Genomic DNA, 14,661 nt, shown 5'->3' on the forward strand with positions numbered 1-14,661 from the left:
CGGCGACGCGCTCGCCCAGGGCGGGGCCGGCCGGCGGGTCAGGAACGGGAGGCCGGCCGGGTGAGCGGGCCGAGAGCCCGCCCGAGGGCGTCGAGCATGGGCCCGGCGTGGGTGAACGGGAAGTCGTGTCCGCCGGGGAGCATCCGCAGGGTGAAGTCGTCGTCGGCGCAGTCCCGCCAGCTCTCCAGGCGTCGCGGGCCGACCAGCGTGTCGTCGGCGCCGCCGAACACGTGCAGGGGGCAGCCGGCGGGCTCGGGGTCCGGGGCGGTGTACGCCTCGGCCAGCGCCAGGTCGCGGCGGACGGTGCGCACGGCGTACCTCAGATACGCCGGGTAGCGGCGCAGTTCGGGCGGGAAGCCGCCGAACCCCTCCAGCCAGCTCAGCAGGCCCTCGTCGTCGTGGTCGGTGATCCGCCGGAGCACCTGGGCGTGCGGAGGGCGGGAGGCGGAGACGAGCAGCGCGGCGGGCGGGGTGAGGCCGCGGCGGCGGATGCGGACGGCGAGTTCGTAGCCGATCAGGGCGCCGAAGCTGTGGCCGAAGAGCGCGTACGGCGCGCGGAGTTCGCCGGCTATGCCGTCGAGCACGGCGTCGGCCAGCTCCTCCAGGGTCTCCGGCACCGGCTCGGCGCTGCGGACGCCCCGGCCGGGCAGTTCCACCGTGGCCAGCTCCATGCCCGGCGGCGGGGTGAGCCGCCAGGGCGCGAACGACGCGGCGCTCCCGCCCGCCTGCGGCAGGCAGATCAGCCTCAGGCGGGCATCGGGTGCTGTCACCCGGCCGACGATCCACGGACTGCCCACACCGCGCGTCGGGGTGTGCGCAGGGTGGAAGGGTCGTGCGGCGGCGTCGGTTCGCATCCCGCTCCTTCGTCGGCCGGTCGTCCTTCGGGCGGTGACCCGCGGGGACGATGGTGGGCGGCCGGTGGCGGCGGGGCCAGGCACACCGACCGGCAACACCTCTGCCGCCCAGTTGCCCGGCGTCTGCCTGGCCTGCGGGAACGCCCGGTGACGAGGATCTGCGGAACAGTCCTGTTCTTGCGCCCCCGAGGGGATCTCCTTCACGATGACCGCCCTTCCTGACGAGGCAGCCGACCCGACGTTCTTCACCCTGGAATCCGTCAAGGCGGAGCTCATGGAGGTGGAGAGCCTCACCCGGACCTTCCTGAACTGGGACTACGGCAAGCGCGACAGCCGTGTGTGGAGCCTGTACGAGAAGAACAAGGCCTCCCAGTGGAACGCCACGACCGACATCGACTGGGACCACGACGTCCGTTTCGGTTCCGAACTGGCCGAGGAGAACGGCGCGAGACTCGCCTCGTTCGTCATCGGCGAGGGCAGCCCGGTGCCCCGGGAGCTGCTCACCCGGTTCCGGTGGGAGTACCAGGCGTGGATGTGCAGCCAGTTCCTCCACGGGGAGCAGGGTGCGCTGGTGACGACGGCCCGGCTCGTCGAGACCGTGCCCGACATGGACGCGAAGACCTACGCCGCCTCCCAGGTCGCCGACGAGGCACGGCACGTGGAGGCGTTCGCGCGCTACGTCGACGAGAAGCTGGGCGTGGTGTACCCGGTCAACCCGGGCCTGGGGACGCTGCTGCACGACGTGCTGTCGGAGTCGCGCTGGGACATCGTCTACCTCGGGATGCAGGTGGTCATGGAGGGCCTGGCCATCACCGGGCTCCGGCTGGCCAGCAGCGGCTTCGGCGACCCCCTGATCCGCCAGATCACGCGGATGGTGGCGAGCGACGAGGCCCGGCACATCGCCTTCGGCGTCACCGCCCTCACCGGCATGTACCAGCAGGTGACCTCGGCGGAGCTGCGCGACCGGGAGGACTTCCTGCTGGAGGCGATCCGGTTGATGTCGCGCCGGTTCATGCTGCGGGAGCTGTGGGAGCGCATGGACCTGGACGTGGAGCTGGGTGTGCAGTTCGCGCGGACCAACCCGATGATGGCCACGTACCGGCAGCTGCTGTTCCAGCAGGTCATCCATGTGCTGCGGCAGCTGGGCATGCTGTCGGAGAAGGTGAAGGAACTCCTGATCGCGGAGAACCTGGTGCGCGCGGAGACGATCGCCGCGGTCCGCTGAGCCCGTCGGCCGCCGCTCCGGCCGCTCCGTCCCGGGGCGCGCCCCGGGACGGGACCCCCGTGCCCTCCCCGAGGGCTGTGGCACGCCGGCGCCCCGGCCGCGGCCACACCGGGGCCGGCCGCTCGGCCTCTTCGGGGCAGTACGTGGTGAGCGGCACGGTCGTCCCGCGCTCGCGCGACCCGCTCGCCGGCTCTCAGGTCCCGGGCGGCCCTCGGGGCCGAGCCCGGCGGTCGGTTCGTCGGGGAAGAACAGTCTCGGCCGTCACCGAGCAGCGCGAGCGTGAGGTCCAGGCGGCGCCGCTTGCTTCACGCGGACGCCCACCGGGTGCGGCGCTCACCGACGGCGCGTGAACGGCCCCGGGCCGGCTCGCTGTCGCCGGGCAGCGTCCCGGCGCGGCGTCTTCGGCCCACCCCTGCGTCGGTGCGCGGCCGCCCCCGAGCCGGCGTCACGGGCTGTGGCCCTCCGGGACCGCGAGCGGTACCGACCGGCGGTGTCCTCACCACCGGTGACGGGGCCCTCGTACGGGCAGCCCGAGCCGCGTCCCGGGACACGTCGCCCACCCCACGCCCGTCAGCCCTCCGCGACCGACCCGTAGAACCCGCGACTCCACGAGCCGGCCGTCGCGTGGCGAGCCGGTCGTGTCACGCGGGTGGGTCGGACGCTCCCCCACGGACCGGCAGCGCGCTCGGGATCGAAAGCGGCCGGCGGGGGTCCGGTCCGGACGGCTCTGTGGACCTGACCCCCGCCGGCCGCGTCCCGCCGTCAGTCGTCCTGCGCCGTGAGCGGCCGGACACTGTCCTCGTACGCCCCGTCGCACAGCGCCTTCCAGATCACCCGGCGCCTGGGCTTTCCGCTGGAGGTGACCGCGATACCGCCGCGCGGTACCTCGACGGCGAGGAGTCCGGCGTCGCCCAGCCACTCGGACAGCACCTCGTGGGCGGCGCGCCGCCAGCCGTCCCGGACACCCGCGAAGACGGCCACGCCGGCCGGCCGCCCGTCGCGGACACCGAGCAGCACCGCGACACGGCGCTCGGGGATGCCGCGCTGGTGCAGCAGCGTCTCCAGGCTCTCGGCGAACACCATCTTGCCGCTCACCTTGAGCCCGTCGCCGAGCCTGCCGATCACGAACAGCTGCCCGTCGCGCAGGAATCCCGCGTCCCCGGTCCGCAGCCGGTCGCCGACGCTGGTGCCGGAGGCGGTGCCGGCGTCGCCGATATAGCCGTCGGCGATGGACACGCCGCTGACCACGATCTCGCCGACCTGTCCCTCCGGCAGTGCGGTTCCGTCCTCCGCGACGACGGTCACCGTACGGTCCTCGAGCGGCCGGCCGCAGCCGACCACCGCCGTGCCGGCGAGGGAGCCGGCGTCGCCCTCGTCCGGCTCGCGCGTCGACCAGCCCTCGCCGGGGGCGAGCCCGGTCACGGCGAGGGTCGCCTCCGCGCTGCCGTAGGCGGGCAGCAGGGCGCCGCGGTCGAGGCCGTGGGGGCCGAGCAGGGCGTGGACGTCGTCCAGCACCCGCGGGTCGACGCGCTCGGCGCCGATGATGACACAGCGCAGCGAGTCGAAGCGCAGGCCCTCGAGGTCGGCCGGGCGGACGCGGCGCAGAATGTAGGAGAGGCCGAAGTTGGGCATGGCGGTCATCGCGATCCGCTGCTCACTGATCCGCCGCAGATAGCGCTGCGGTGAGCGGATGAAGTCGTCCGGCTGGAGCATGTGCCCGTCGAAGCCGGTGACGACGATGTTGAGCAGGACGCCGACCAGGCCCATGTCGTGGTGGACCGGCAGCCAGCTGATCGCCGGGAGTTCCGGCGTGCAGCCCAGCCACCGGCGCATCCCCGTGAGGTTGGCGCGCAGCGCGTCCGCGGAGATCCGTACGCCCCGGGAGTAGCCGCTGGAGCCCGAGGTGAACTGCACCAGCGCGGTCTCCGGCAGGGCCGGCAGCGCGGTCAGGGGCTCGGCTCCGGCCACGAGTTCACCGAAGATCACCGGCTCCGTCAGACCGGTCACGGCGGCGATCTTGCGGACCCGCTCCTGCGACTCCTCGTCGCAGACGGTGATCCGGGGCCGTACGGTGCTGAGCAGGTGGGCGGCGTGCCGCTCGTAGTCGTCGGCACGCTGGAAGGCGAACGGCGGGGCGATGGTGCAGGGCGTGGCTCCCGCGGCCAGCGCGCCGAAGAAGGTCGCGACGAATCCGGGGGCGGAACGCTGCACCAGCGCCACCACGTCACCGTTCCCGACGCCCCGCGCCCGCAGGGCCGCGGCGGTGCGCAGCACCAGATCCCGCAGATCGCGGTAGGACCAGAAGTCCCAGCCGTCACCGCGGTTCGCGTAGTGCAGGCCGCGCTCGGCGGAAGCGTCGTCCAGCCAGTCGAGCAGACCTCGGTCCCCGATTCCCAACGTGCTGTCCTCTCCGGGATGTGGTGCCGACACGGGACGCCCGCGGCACGGTCGGTCCGCACGCGGGCGGCGCGCATCCGGTGACGGCCAGCCTCGTGGCCTGCCGGGTGGCGGCGCCAGGCAGGAGTCCGGTAACTCGTCGTTGCGGAGCGGCAGTTAGACCAGCAATAGCGGTTGCCGGTCGGTTGCCTGGCGACCGGCGGACGGCCCGTGCAGCATCGGTCAGGGTGCCGGCCCACCCCGCCGCGGACGAGAAGGGCGCTCGCGGGACGCCGCACCGGCCACCGGCATCCTCCGGAAGGCCCGGGACATCGCAGGCGGCGCCCGGCGGTTCCCGGAAGTCGACGAGAGCGGTTACGAACCAGATGACACCACGCGACGGCGACCTGCCCGCCGACCCCGGCCTGCTTCCGCTCACCGCGGCCCAGTGGGGGGTCTTCCACGCCCAGGGCCTCGATCCCGGCAACCCCGCCTACAACACCGTGGCCGTCATGGAGGTCCGCGGGCCCCTGGAGGGGGATCTGCTGCGACGCGCCGTCCGCCGGTCGGAGGCGGAGAGCGGCACCTTCGACGTGGAGTTCGTCGAGCGGCCGGACAGCGTGTTCCAGCGCCCGGTGGCTCCGGGCTGCTCCACCTGGCGTGAGCTCGACCTCACCGGTGAGCCGGACCCGTTCGCCGCCGCGCGGGCGCTGGTGGACCGCGACCGGTCCACCGCGCTGGACCTGACGCGGGACGCCCTGTCCGCCCATGTGCTGATGCGGGTGGGGCCCGACCACCACCTGTGGTACCAGCGCAGCCATCACGTCCTGGCCGACGCGTTCGGGTCGGTGCTGCACTCGCGCCGCATCGCCGCGCACTACGAGGCGCTGGCCACCGGCACGGACCCGGCCGGGGAGCCGCTGGACACGCTGCGGGCGCTGCTCGCGGAGGAGGCGGACTACCGTGCCTCGCCGGAGTACACGGCCGACCGGCGGTACTGGAACGACGCGTTCGCCGACCGGCCGGAGACCGCGAGCCTCGCCCCCGGTGTGCCCACGGGCGCCGCGCCCGGCGCGCTCTCCGCCTCGGCGGAGCTGTCCCCGGCCGAGCTGGCGGCGCTGCACGCGGCCGGCCGGGCGGCCCGCGCGCCGTGGACGGTGGCGCTGCTGTCGGCGGTCGCCGCCTACCTCCACGGGATGACGGGCGCCGAGGACCTGACGATCGGCGTGCCGGTCACCGCGCGGCTGGGCGCCCGGTCGCGCAACACGCCCGGCATGCTGTCGAACACGCTGCCGCTGCGCCTGAGCGTCCGCCCGGGCGAGAGCCGCACCGCCCTGGTCCGGCAGGTGGCCCGCCGGCTCGGCGAACTGCTCACGCACCAGCGCTACCCCTACGACGAGCTGCGGCGCGACCTGCGACTGCTGGGCACCGGGGAGCAGTTGTACGGCGCGCTCGTCAACATCATGCCGGCCGGCTCGGAAACGGCCTTCACGGGCCGTGAGGCGAAGCTGACCACGCTGTCCGGCGGACCGGTCACCGATCTGAACATCACCTGCCATCCGCATCCGGACGGCACCGGCGCCCGGGTGTCCTTCGAGGCGAACCCCGACCGCTACTCCCTCGCCGAACTGGAGCTGCACCGGGCCCGGTTCACCGCGTTCCTGTCCCGGTTCCTGGCCGCCCCGCAGGACTCCCCGGCGGGCCCGGCCGAGGTACTGACCGCCGCCGAGCGGACGACGGTGCTCACCGCGGGAGAAGGGGCCGGGGGCGAGCCGCCGCGCACCTTCCCGGAGCTGTTCGAGGAGCAGGTGCGCCGTGACCCGGGCGCCCTCGCGGTCCTCTCCCCCACGGGCTCCCTCGACTACGCCGGGCTCGACGCCCGCGCCGGCCGGCTGGCCCGGGCGCTGGTGGCCCGCGGCGCGGGGCCCGAGGACCTGGTGGCGGTGGCCGTGCCACGCGGCGTCGACGCCCTGACCGCCGTGGTGGCGGTGCTGAAGTCGGGCGCGGCCTACCTGCCGGTCGACCTCGCCTATCCGCGGGCCCGCCTGACCGCGATGCTCGACGACACCCGGCCCCTGCTGGTGGTGACCACCCGGGAGGCGGACGATCCGACGCTCGCGCCCGGGGTGCCCCGGCTGCACATGGACGACGGCGCCGTCGCCGGCCCGCCGGACGCCGGTCCCGCCGACGCGGACCGTGCCGCCACCGGCCCGGCCGCCCCGGACCGCCGTGCGCCGCTCGCTCCCGGGCACCCGGCGTACGTCATCTACACCTCGGGCTCGACCGGCCGCCCCAAGGGCGTCGTGGTCACGCACACCGGTCTGGCCTCTCTGGTCCGGCACCAGCGGGACCGGCTGCGCCTGCGGCCGGGCACCAGGGTGCTGCAGTTCGCCTCGCCGAGCTTCGACGCCTCGGTGTGGGAACTGACGACGGCCCTGCTGACCGGAGCCGCCGCCGTGGTCGCGCCGGACGAACGGCTCGTGCCCGGTCCCCCGCTGGCGGGACTGGTGGCCGAACTGGGCGTGACCTGCCTGCTGCTGGCCCCGTCGGTGCTGGCGGCACTGCCGGCGGACGCGCTGCCCGAGGGGACCGACCTGGTGGTGGGCGCCGAGGCGTGCTCCCCGGAACTGGTGGCCCGCTGGTCGCCCGGCCGGCACATGGTCAACGCCTACGGCCCCACCGAGTCGACGGTCATCGCCACCCAGACGGGCGGGCTCTCCGGCCGGACCGTGCCGCCGATGGGCCGCCCGGTGCCCGGCACCCGGGTCCGGCTGCTGGACACGGCGCTGCGCCCGGTGCCGCCCGGGGTCCCCGGGGAGGTGTACCTGAGCGGTGACGGCCTGGCCCGCGGCTACCTGGGCCGCCCCGGCACGACGGCGGAGCGTTTCGTCGCCGACCCGTTCGGGCCCTGCGGCACCCGCATGTACCGCACCGGCGACCTGGCCCGCTGGTCGGCCGACGGCGAGCTGGTCCACCTGGGCCGCGCCGACAGCCAGGTGAAGGTACGCGGCTTCCGCATCGAGCCCGGTGAGGTGGAGGGCGTCCTCACCGGGGCACCGGACGTCGGCGGGGCCGTCGTCGTCGCCCGCGGGACCGGGGCGGACGTACGGCAGCTGGTGGCGTACGTCGTGCCGGCGGCCGGAGCCCGGACGCGGCCGGAGCCGGCGGCCGTGCGCGCCCACGCCGGGGAGCGGCTGCCCGCCTACATGGTCCCGGCGGCGGTCACCGTCCTGGACGCCTTCCCGCGCACGCCCGGCGGCAAGGTCGACGTCCGAGCGCTGCCCGAGCCCCGGTTCGAGGCGGCGAGCGCCTACCGGCCGCCCTCCTCGGAGCGGGAGCGGATCCTGCACGCGGTGTTCGCCGAGGTGCTGGGCCGGGAGCGGGTCGGCGTCGACGACAGCTTCTTCGACCTCGGCGGCGACTCCGTCACCGCCACCCGTCTGGCGGCCGGGGCCCACCAGGCCGGTCTCACCCTGACCGCCAGGGACATCTTCGGTCACAAGACCATCGCGCGGCTCGCCGAGGTGGCCCGGGACACCGGTCCCGGGGCCGCGGCACCGCGCGCCGACAGCCTGGTGCGGCTCGATGCGGACGAACTCGACGAGCTCGAAGCCCAGTGGGGGACGACACTGTGAAACAGACTTCCTTGGAAGCGGTGCTGCCGCTGACCCCGTTGCAGCAGGGCATGCTCTTCCACGCCCTGTTCGACGAGGGGAACGGCGCGGGCCCGGCGGACGGCACGGAGCCCTCCGTCGACTTCTACACCGTGCAGACGCCCCTGGAGCTGACCGGCGCGCTCGACACCGCGGTGCTGCGCCGCTCCACGGCCGCGCTGACCGCCCGGCACGCGAGTCTGCGGGCGGGGTTCCTGCGGCGCCGCTCGGGCGAGGCCGTACAGGCCGTCGCGCGGTCCGCGGAGCCGGCGTGGGAGGAGGTCGACTTCTCCGGCTTCGGCAGCGGCGAGCAGCGGCTGCGCCTGACCCGGCTGCTGGCGGACGACCGGGCGCGGCGCTTCGACATGGCCCGGCCGCCGCTGCTGCGCTTCACCCTCGTCCGGCTCGCCGCCGAGCGGCACGTCCTGCTGATGACGCACCATCACATCCTGCTGGACGGCTGGTCGCTGCCGCTGCTGCTGGCCGACCTGTTCCGCATCCACCGGGACGGCGGCTCGGCCGGGGCCCTGGAGCCCGCGGCGCCGTTCGGTGACTACCTCGGCTGGCTCGCGGCGCAGGACCGCGAGGAGGCCGAACGCGCGTGGCGGTCGGCGCTGGCCGGTCTCGACGGTCCCACCCTGGTCGCCGGCCCGTCCGGGAACGGCGGGGCGGCCCGGGCCCAGCGGCGCGCCGTCGCGGAGCTGTCCCCGGCGGACACGGCACGGCTGACGGAGACGGCGCGCTCGCGCGGGCTGACCCTGAACACCGTCGTCCAGGGTGCCTGGTCGCTGCTGCTGTCGGTGCTGACGGGCAGCCGGGACGTGGTCCACGGCCAGACGGTCGCCGGCCGGCCGCCCGACCTGCCGGGCAGTGAACGGATGGTCGGCCTCACCATGAACACGGTGCCCGCACGGGTGCGGATCGATCCGGCCGAACCGGTGGCCGGGCTGCTCGCCCGTCTCCAGGACGAGCAGACGGCGCTGACCCGGCACGAGTACCTGGGCCTGGCCGACATCCACCGCGCCGCGGGCGTGGGGGAACTGTTCGACACCACCGTCGCCTTCGAGAACGTCCCCGTCGACAGCGCCGTCCGCGGCGCCGAGGTGCCCGGCCTCGCGGTGACGCTGCTGCGCGACATCGTCGACGACGCGTTCGAGGGCACCCACTACCCGCTGAGCCTCGCCGTGCACCCCGGCGAAGGACTGCGGCTGGAGCTCAACCACCGCGAGGACGTGTACACCGCCGACGCCGCGGCCGGGCTGCTGCGACGGCTCTGCGGGCTGCTGCGCGACATCGCCGAGGGACCCGATCTCCCGGCGGGGCGGCTGCCGCTGTGCCTCCCGGCCGAGCGCGGGGAACTGCTGCGCACGTGCTCCGGGCGGGCCGTGGCGCATCCGGAGCAAACGCTGCCCCAGGTGTTCGAGGAGCAGGTGCGGGCCACCGGGGACGCGGTGGCCGTCGGGGACGGCGTCACCAGCCTGACCTTCGCCGCCCTCAACGCCCGGGCCAACCGGCTGGCGCGGCTGCTGGCCGCCGAGGGGGCGGGTCCCGGGCTGCTGGTCGGCGTGGCGCTGCCGCGCACCGTGGACACGGTGGTGGCGATCCTGGCGGTGCTGAAGTCGGGCGCGGGCTATCTGCCGGTCGACACCGGGCACCCGGCCGGGCGGATCGCGGCGATGTGCGCACAGGCCCGGCCGGTGCTGGTGCTGACCGACGCGACGACCGCGCCGCGGGTGCCCGGCCGGACGCTGCGCACCGACGACGCCGTGCTGCCCGAGGACGCCTCGGACCTGACGGACGCCGACCGCACGCGGCCGCTGCGGCCGGGGCATCCGGCGTACGTCATCCACACCTCGGGCTCGACCGGCCGGCCCAAGGGGGTGGTGGTCGAGCACCGCAACCTGGTCAACATGTTCCACAGCCACCGGGACAACTTCTTCGAGCCGGAGCAGCGGCGTGCCGGGGGCCGGACGCTGCGCGCGGCTCTGACCAACTCCCTCGGCTTCGACGCCTCCTGGAGCCAGCTGCTGTGGATGGTCGGCGGGCACGAGCTGCTGCTGGTCGACGACGACGTCCGCAAGGACGCCGTCGCCCTGGCCGGTCTCACGGCCCGCGCGGCCGTCGACGTCGTCGACACCACACCGTCGGTCGCCCGCCAGCTGCTCGCGGCCGGCATGTTCGAGGCGTCCGGACCGGGACACCGGGTGCGCGTCCTGGCGCTCGGCGGCGAGGAGGTGGGCGCCGACCTGTGGGAGGCGCTGCACGCGGCGCCCGATCTGTCGGTCCACAACCTCTACGGGCCCGCCGAGTGCACCGTGGACGCCATGCTGTGGCACGGCGGCGCCGCGGCCGGCCCGGCCATCGGCACCCCGGCCGACAACACGCGTGTCTACGTCCTGGACACCTTCCTGCGACCGGTACCGGACGGGGTCACCGGCGAGCTGTACATCGCCGGCGGCGGGGTGGCCCGCGGCTACCTGGACCGCCCGGCGGCGACCGCGGAGCGCTTCGTCGCCGACGTGTTCGGGGAGCCGGGCGCGCGCATGTACCGCACCGGTGACCTGGGGCTGCGCCGCCCGGACGGGGTGGTGGAGTACCGCGGCCGGTCCGACTTCCAGGTGAAGATCCGCGGGCACCGGGTCGAGCTCGGCGAGATCGAGGCCGCCCTCACGGCCGACGCCTCCGTGGACCGGGCGGTGGCGGCGGTGTCCGAGGACGCGGGCGGGGTGCGGCGGGTCGTGGGCTACGTACAGGCGGTGCCCGGTGCCGGGGTACGTCCCGACGCGCTGCGCGCGGCCGTCGCCGAACGGCTGCCCGCGTACATGGTCCCGGCGCTGGTGATGGCGGTGGACGCCTTCCCGCTCACGCCCAACGGCAAGGTGGACCGGCGGGCGCTGCCCGAGCCGCGGTTCGAGGCGGCGAGCGCCTACCGGCCACCGTCCACGGAGCCGGAGCGGATCCTGCACGAGGTGTTCGCCGAGGTGCTGGGCCGGGAACGGGTCGGCGTCGACGACGACTTCTTCGACCTCGGCGGCGACTCCATCATCGCCATGCGGCTCGCCGCCCGCGCGCACCGTGCCGGGCTCGCGGTCGCCGTCCGGGACGTGTTCGTCCACAAGACGATCGCCCGGCTCGCCGGGACGTGCCCCCAGGCCGGTCCCGCGGCGGACGAGCCCGCTGCCGCGGCCGGGCCGCCGATCATCCTCACCGAGGCCGAACTGGCCGAGCTGGGGACACCGGGGCGGCGGTACGCCGAGGTGCTGCCGCCGACACCGCTGCAGCAGGGCATGCACTTCCACGCGATGCTGGCCGCCGGCGGTGTCGACGTCTACACCGCCCAGGCGCCGGTACGGCTCACCGGCACCCTCTCCCCGGCGGTGCTGCGCGCGGCCTGCGAGGCGGTCCTGGCCCGGCACACCGCGCTGCGGGTCTCCTTCCGGCTGCTCGGCTCGGGCCGCCTGGTGCAACTGGTGCACCAGGACGTCCCCGTGCCCTGGAGCGAGGTCGACCTGAGCGGCCTGGACGAGACGCACCGGCGGGCCCGGGTGGCCGAGCTGCTGGCCGACGAGCGGATGCGGCGCTTCGATCTGGCCGAGCCGCCCCTGCTGCGGGTGACGCTGGTCCGGTTCGCGGACGACGACCATCTGCTGGTGGTGTCGCACCACCACGGGCTGCTCGACGGATGGTCCCTGCCGCTGTTCTTCCGTGACCTGTTCGCCGCATACGCCCGCGGCGGCGCCCACCCGGGCCCCGCGCCGGCGCAGTTCACCGACTTCGTGCGCTGGCTGGGTGCTCTGGACGACGCGGCGGCGGCCCGTGCCTGGGGCGAGGCGCTGGCCGGGTTCGACGAGCCCACGCTGGTCGCCCCGGACGCGGAGGCCGCCACGGCCGGTGTGCCGCACCTGGTGACGCACACCGTCGGCGCCGAACGGACCGCCGCGCTCACCGCCGCGGTCCGCGGCGCCGGACTGACCCTCAACACCCTGGTGCAGGGGGCCTGGGCGGTCGTCCTGGGCCGGCTCCTCGGCCGCGACGACATCGTCTTCGGCGCCACCACCGCAGCCCGCCCGGCGGAACTGCCCGGCTCCGAGGACATCGTGGGCCTGCTGATGAACACCGTCCCGGTGCGCGTCCGGCTCGACGCGGCCCGGCCGTTCGGCGCGCTGCTGGCCGGTCTCCAGGAGCGGCAGGCCGGACTGCGGCCGTACCAGCACCTCGGTCTGACCGAGGTGCAGCGGACCCACGGGATGGGCGAACTCTTCGACACCGTCGTCGACTTCGCGAGCGCGCCGTTCGACGGTGAGGCCGTCCAGCGGCAGGTGCCGGGGCTGCGCATGACGGTGGACGAGGAACCCGCGCCGGGAGCCTCGCACTACCCGTTGAACCTGGTGGTGGTGCCGGGCGAGCGGCTGAGGCTCGAACTCAGTTACCGGGCCGACCTGTTCACCCCGGAGGAGAGCGCTGCCCTGCTCACCCGGGTCCGGGCGGTCCTGGACGGTTTCCTGGCCGACCCGTCGGCCCCGCCCGGACGGCTGGACCTGCTCACGGCCGGGGAGCGGACCGCGCTGCGTGCCGCCGCGGAGGGACCTCCCTCTCCCCGACCGGACACCTTCACCGCCCTGTTCGAGGAGCGGGTGCGGGAGCGGCCCGGCGCCGTCGCCGTGGCCGGCGGAGAGGACGCGCTGTCGTACGGCGAGCTCAACGAGCGGGCCAACCGGCTGGCGCGGGAACTGGTGGCCGAGAACATCGGCCCGGAGGACGTCGTGGGCGTGGCGCTGCCCAGGTCCGCGGAATGGGTGGTCGCGGTGCTGGCCGTGTTCAAGGCCGGCGCCGCCTACCTCCCGCTGGACCCCGGCTACCCGCCGGAACGTCTGCGGCACATCGTCGGCGACGCCCGGCCGGTGCTGGTGCTGACCGCACCGCGGACGACGGAGCTGCTCGCCGGGGCGGGCGCGGCACGGACCCGCTGCCTGCGCACGGAGCCCGTGGACGCCGGCCTCTCCGGCGCCGACCTGACGGACGCGGACCGGGTGACGCCGCTCAGGCCCGCGCACACCGCGTACGTCATCTACACCTCCGGGTCGACCGGCCGCCCGAAGGGCGTGCAGGTGCCGCACCTCGGGATCGCGGCCCTGGTCGCCCAGCAGCGCGCCGGTCTCGGCCTGCGTTCGGACGAACGGGTGCTGCTGTTCGCCTCGCCGAGCTTCGACGCCTCGGTGTGGGAACTGGCGACCGCCCTGCTGACCGGGGCGTGCGCGATCACCGCGCCGGCCGACGAGCTGCTGCCCGGCCCGGCGCTGGCGGCCACGGTGGCCCGGCACGGTGTGACGGCGTTGCTGCTGCCGCCCTCCTCCCTGGCCGTGCTGGCCGGGGACGCGCTGCCGCCGGCCGTGACCCTCGTCGTGGGGGCCGAGGCATGCCCGCCCGACCTGGTGGAACGCTGGTCGCCCGGTCGCCGCATGGTCAACGCCTACGGACCGACCGAGGCGACCGTCATGGCGACGATGAGCCGCCCGCTGGGCGGCCGGGTCCGTCCGCCTCTCGGCGAGCCCGTCACCGGCGCCCGCACGTACCTGCTGGACGGAGCCCTGCAGCCGGTGCCGGCGGGCGTGCCCGGTGAGCTGTACGTGGCCGGCGAGGGCCTGGCGCGCGGTTACCTCGGCCGCCCCGCGCCGACCGCGGAGCGTTTCGTCGCCGATCCGTTCGGCCCGCCCGGGGCACGCATGTACCGCACCGGCGACCTGGCCCGCCGGGGGCCCGGGGGCGACCTGGAGTTCCTCGGCCGCGTCGACCGGCAGGTCAAGGTACGCGGGTTCCGTATCGAGCCCGGTGAGATCGAGGCCGTGCTCGCCGAGGACCCCGCGGTCGCGCAGGCCGTGGTGGTCGTACGCGAGGACCGTCCCGGCCACCGGCAGCTGGTGGCGTACGCCGCCCCGGCCGCCGGCGCCCGGCCCGACCCGGTGCTGCTGCGCCGCCGGGCCGCCGAGTCGCTGCCCGAGCACATGGTGCCCGCGGCGGTCGCCGTCCTGGACCGGCTGCCGGTGACCGCGAGCGGCAAGCTCGACCTGAACGCGCTGCCGGCGCCGGAGTTCGCGGCCGTGGCGGACGGGCGGGCGCCGGACACCCCCCGCGAGGAGTTGCTGTGCTCCCTCTTCGCCGAGGCCCTCGGGGTGGAGCGGGTCGGGGTCGACGACAGCTTCTTCGATCTCGGCGGCGATTCCATCGTCTCGATCAGGCTGGTCACCCTGGCGCGCGAGGCGGGTCTGGACATCTCCCCGCGGGACGTGTTCGCCCACCGGACCGTGGCCTCCATCGCCGTGGCGGTCAAGGAGCTCACCCCGCCCCCGGCCGCCACGACGGCGGATCCCGGGGAGCCCCTGATCACGCTGGACCAGGAGGAGCTGGACCGGTTCGCGCAGGACTGGCGGTAGGGCGGACCACGCCCCTTCGCCGGTCACCACCCGTACAGCGCCATCCCGCACCACCACTGGACCACGACACGGCCGGGACCCTGCTCGGCCGGTCCGGTGCGCTCCACCGCGCGTTCCGGCCG

General features: G+C 75.3%; 5 protein-coding genes. 3 read left to right on the plus strand and 2 right to left on the minus strand.

Annotated features, from left to right (window positions below; genetic code table 11):
• Window positions 1–38: 38 nt before the first annotated feature.
• Window positions 39–770: an alpha/beta fold hydrolase gene (locus tag HTV45_RS23295; RefSeq protein WP_308309737.1), complete on the minus strand. Its 732-nt coding sequence runs from the start codon at window positions 768–770 to the stop codon at window positions 39–41.
• Between the two features lie 289 nt (window positions 771–1,059).
• Here HTV45_RS23295 and HTV45_RS23300 point away from each other — a divergent pair, with 289 nt between their 5' ends.
• Window positions 1,060–2,079 carry a diiron oxygenase gene (locus tag HTV45_RS23300; protein ID WP_215207800.1) on the plus strand — a complete coding sequence of 340 codons (1,020 nt, stop codon included), beginning with the start codon at window positions 1,060–1,062 and terminating at the stop codon, window positions 2,077–2,079.
• Window positions 2,080–2,841: 762 nt separating this feature from the next.
• Here the strand turns inward: HTV45_RS23300 and HTV45_RS23305 are convergent.
• Window positions 2,842–4,476: an AMP-binding protein gene (locus tag HTV45_RS23305; protein ID WP_215207801.1), complete on the minus strand. Its 1,635-nt coding sequence runs from the start codon at window positions 4,474–4,476 to the stop codon at window positions 2,842–2,844.
• A gap of 365 nt (window positions 4,477–4,841) precedes the next feature.
• Between HTV45_RS23305 and HTV45_RS23310 the strand changes: the two genes are divergently transcribed.
• On the plus strand, window positions 4,842–8,090 hold the full coding sequence (locus tag HTV45_RS23310) for a non-ribosomal peptide synthetase (protein WP_215207802.1): 3,249 nt from the start codon (window positions 4,842–4,844) through the stop codon (window positions 8,088–8,090).
• Window positions 8,087–14,539 (plus strand): non-ribosomal peptide synthetase, encoded by a 6,453-nt coding sequence (locus HTV45_RS23315; RefSeq protein ID WP_215207803.1) that lies wholly within the window; start codon window positions 8,087–8,089, stop codon window positions 14,537–14,539. The genes HTV45_RS23310 and HTV45_RS23315 overlap by 4 nt, the downstream gene beginning before the upstream one ends.
• Window positions 14,540–14,661: the final 122 nt, after the last annotated feature.

It is taken from the genome of Streptomyces sp. CHD11 (genome assembly GCF_018638295.1).
Classification (GTDB): domain Bacteria; phylum Actinomycetota; class Actinomycetes; order Streptomycetales; family Streptomycetaceae; genus Streptomyces.

What these genes read in the sequence shown, in the direction of transcription:
- HTV45_RS23300 (WP_215207800.1), top strand. Translation starts at nt 1,060, where the DNA reads ATGACCGCCCTTCCTGACGAGGCAGCCGACCCGACGTTCTTCACCCTG.
- HTV45_RS23310 (WP_215207802.1), top strand. Translation starts at nt 4,842, where the DNA reads ATGACACCACGCGACGGCGACCTGCCCGCCGACCCCGGCCTGCTTCCG.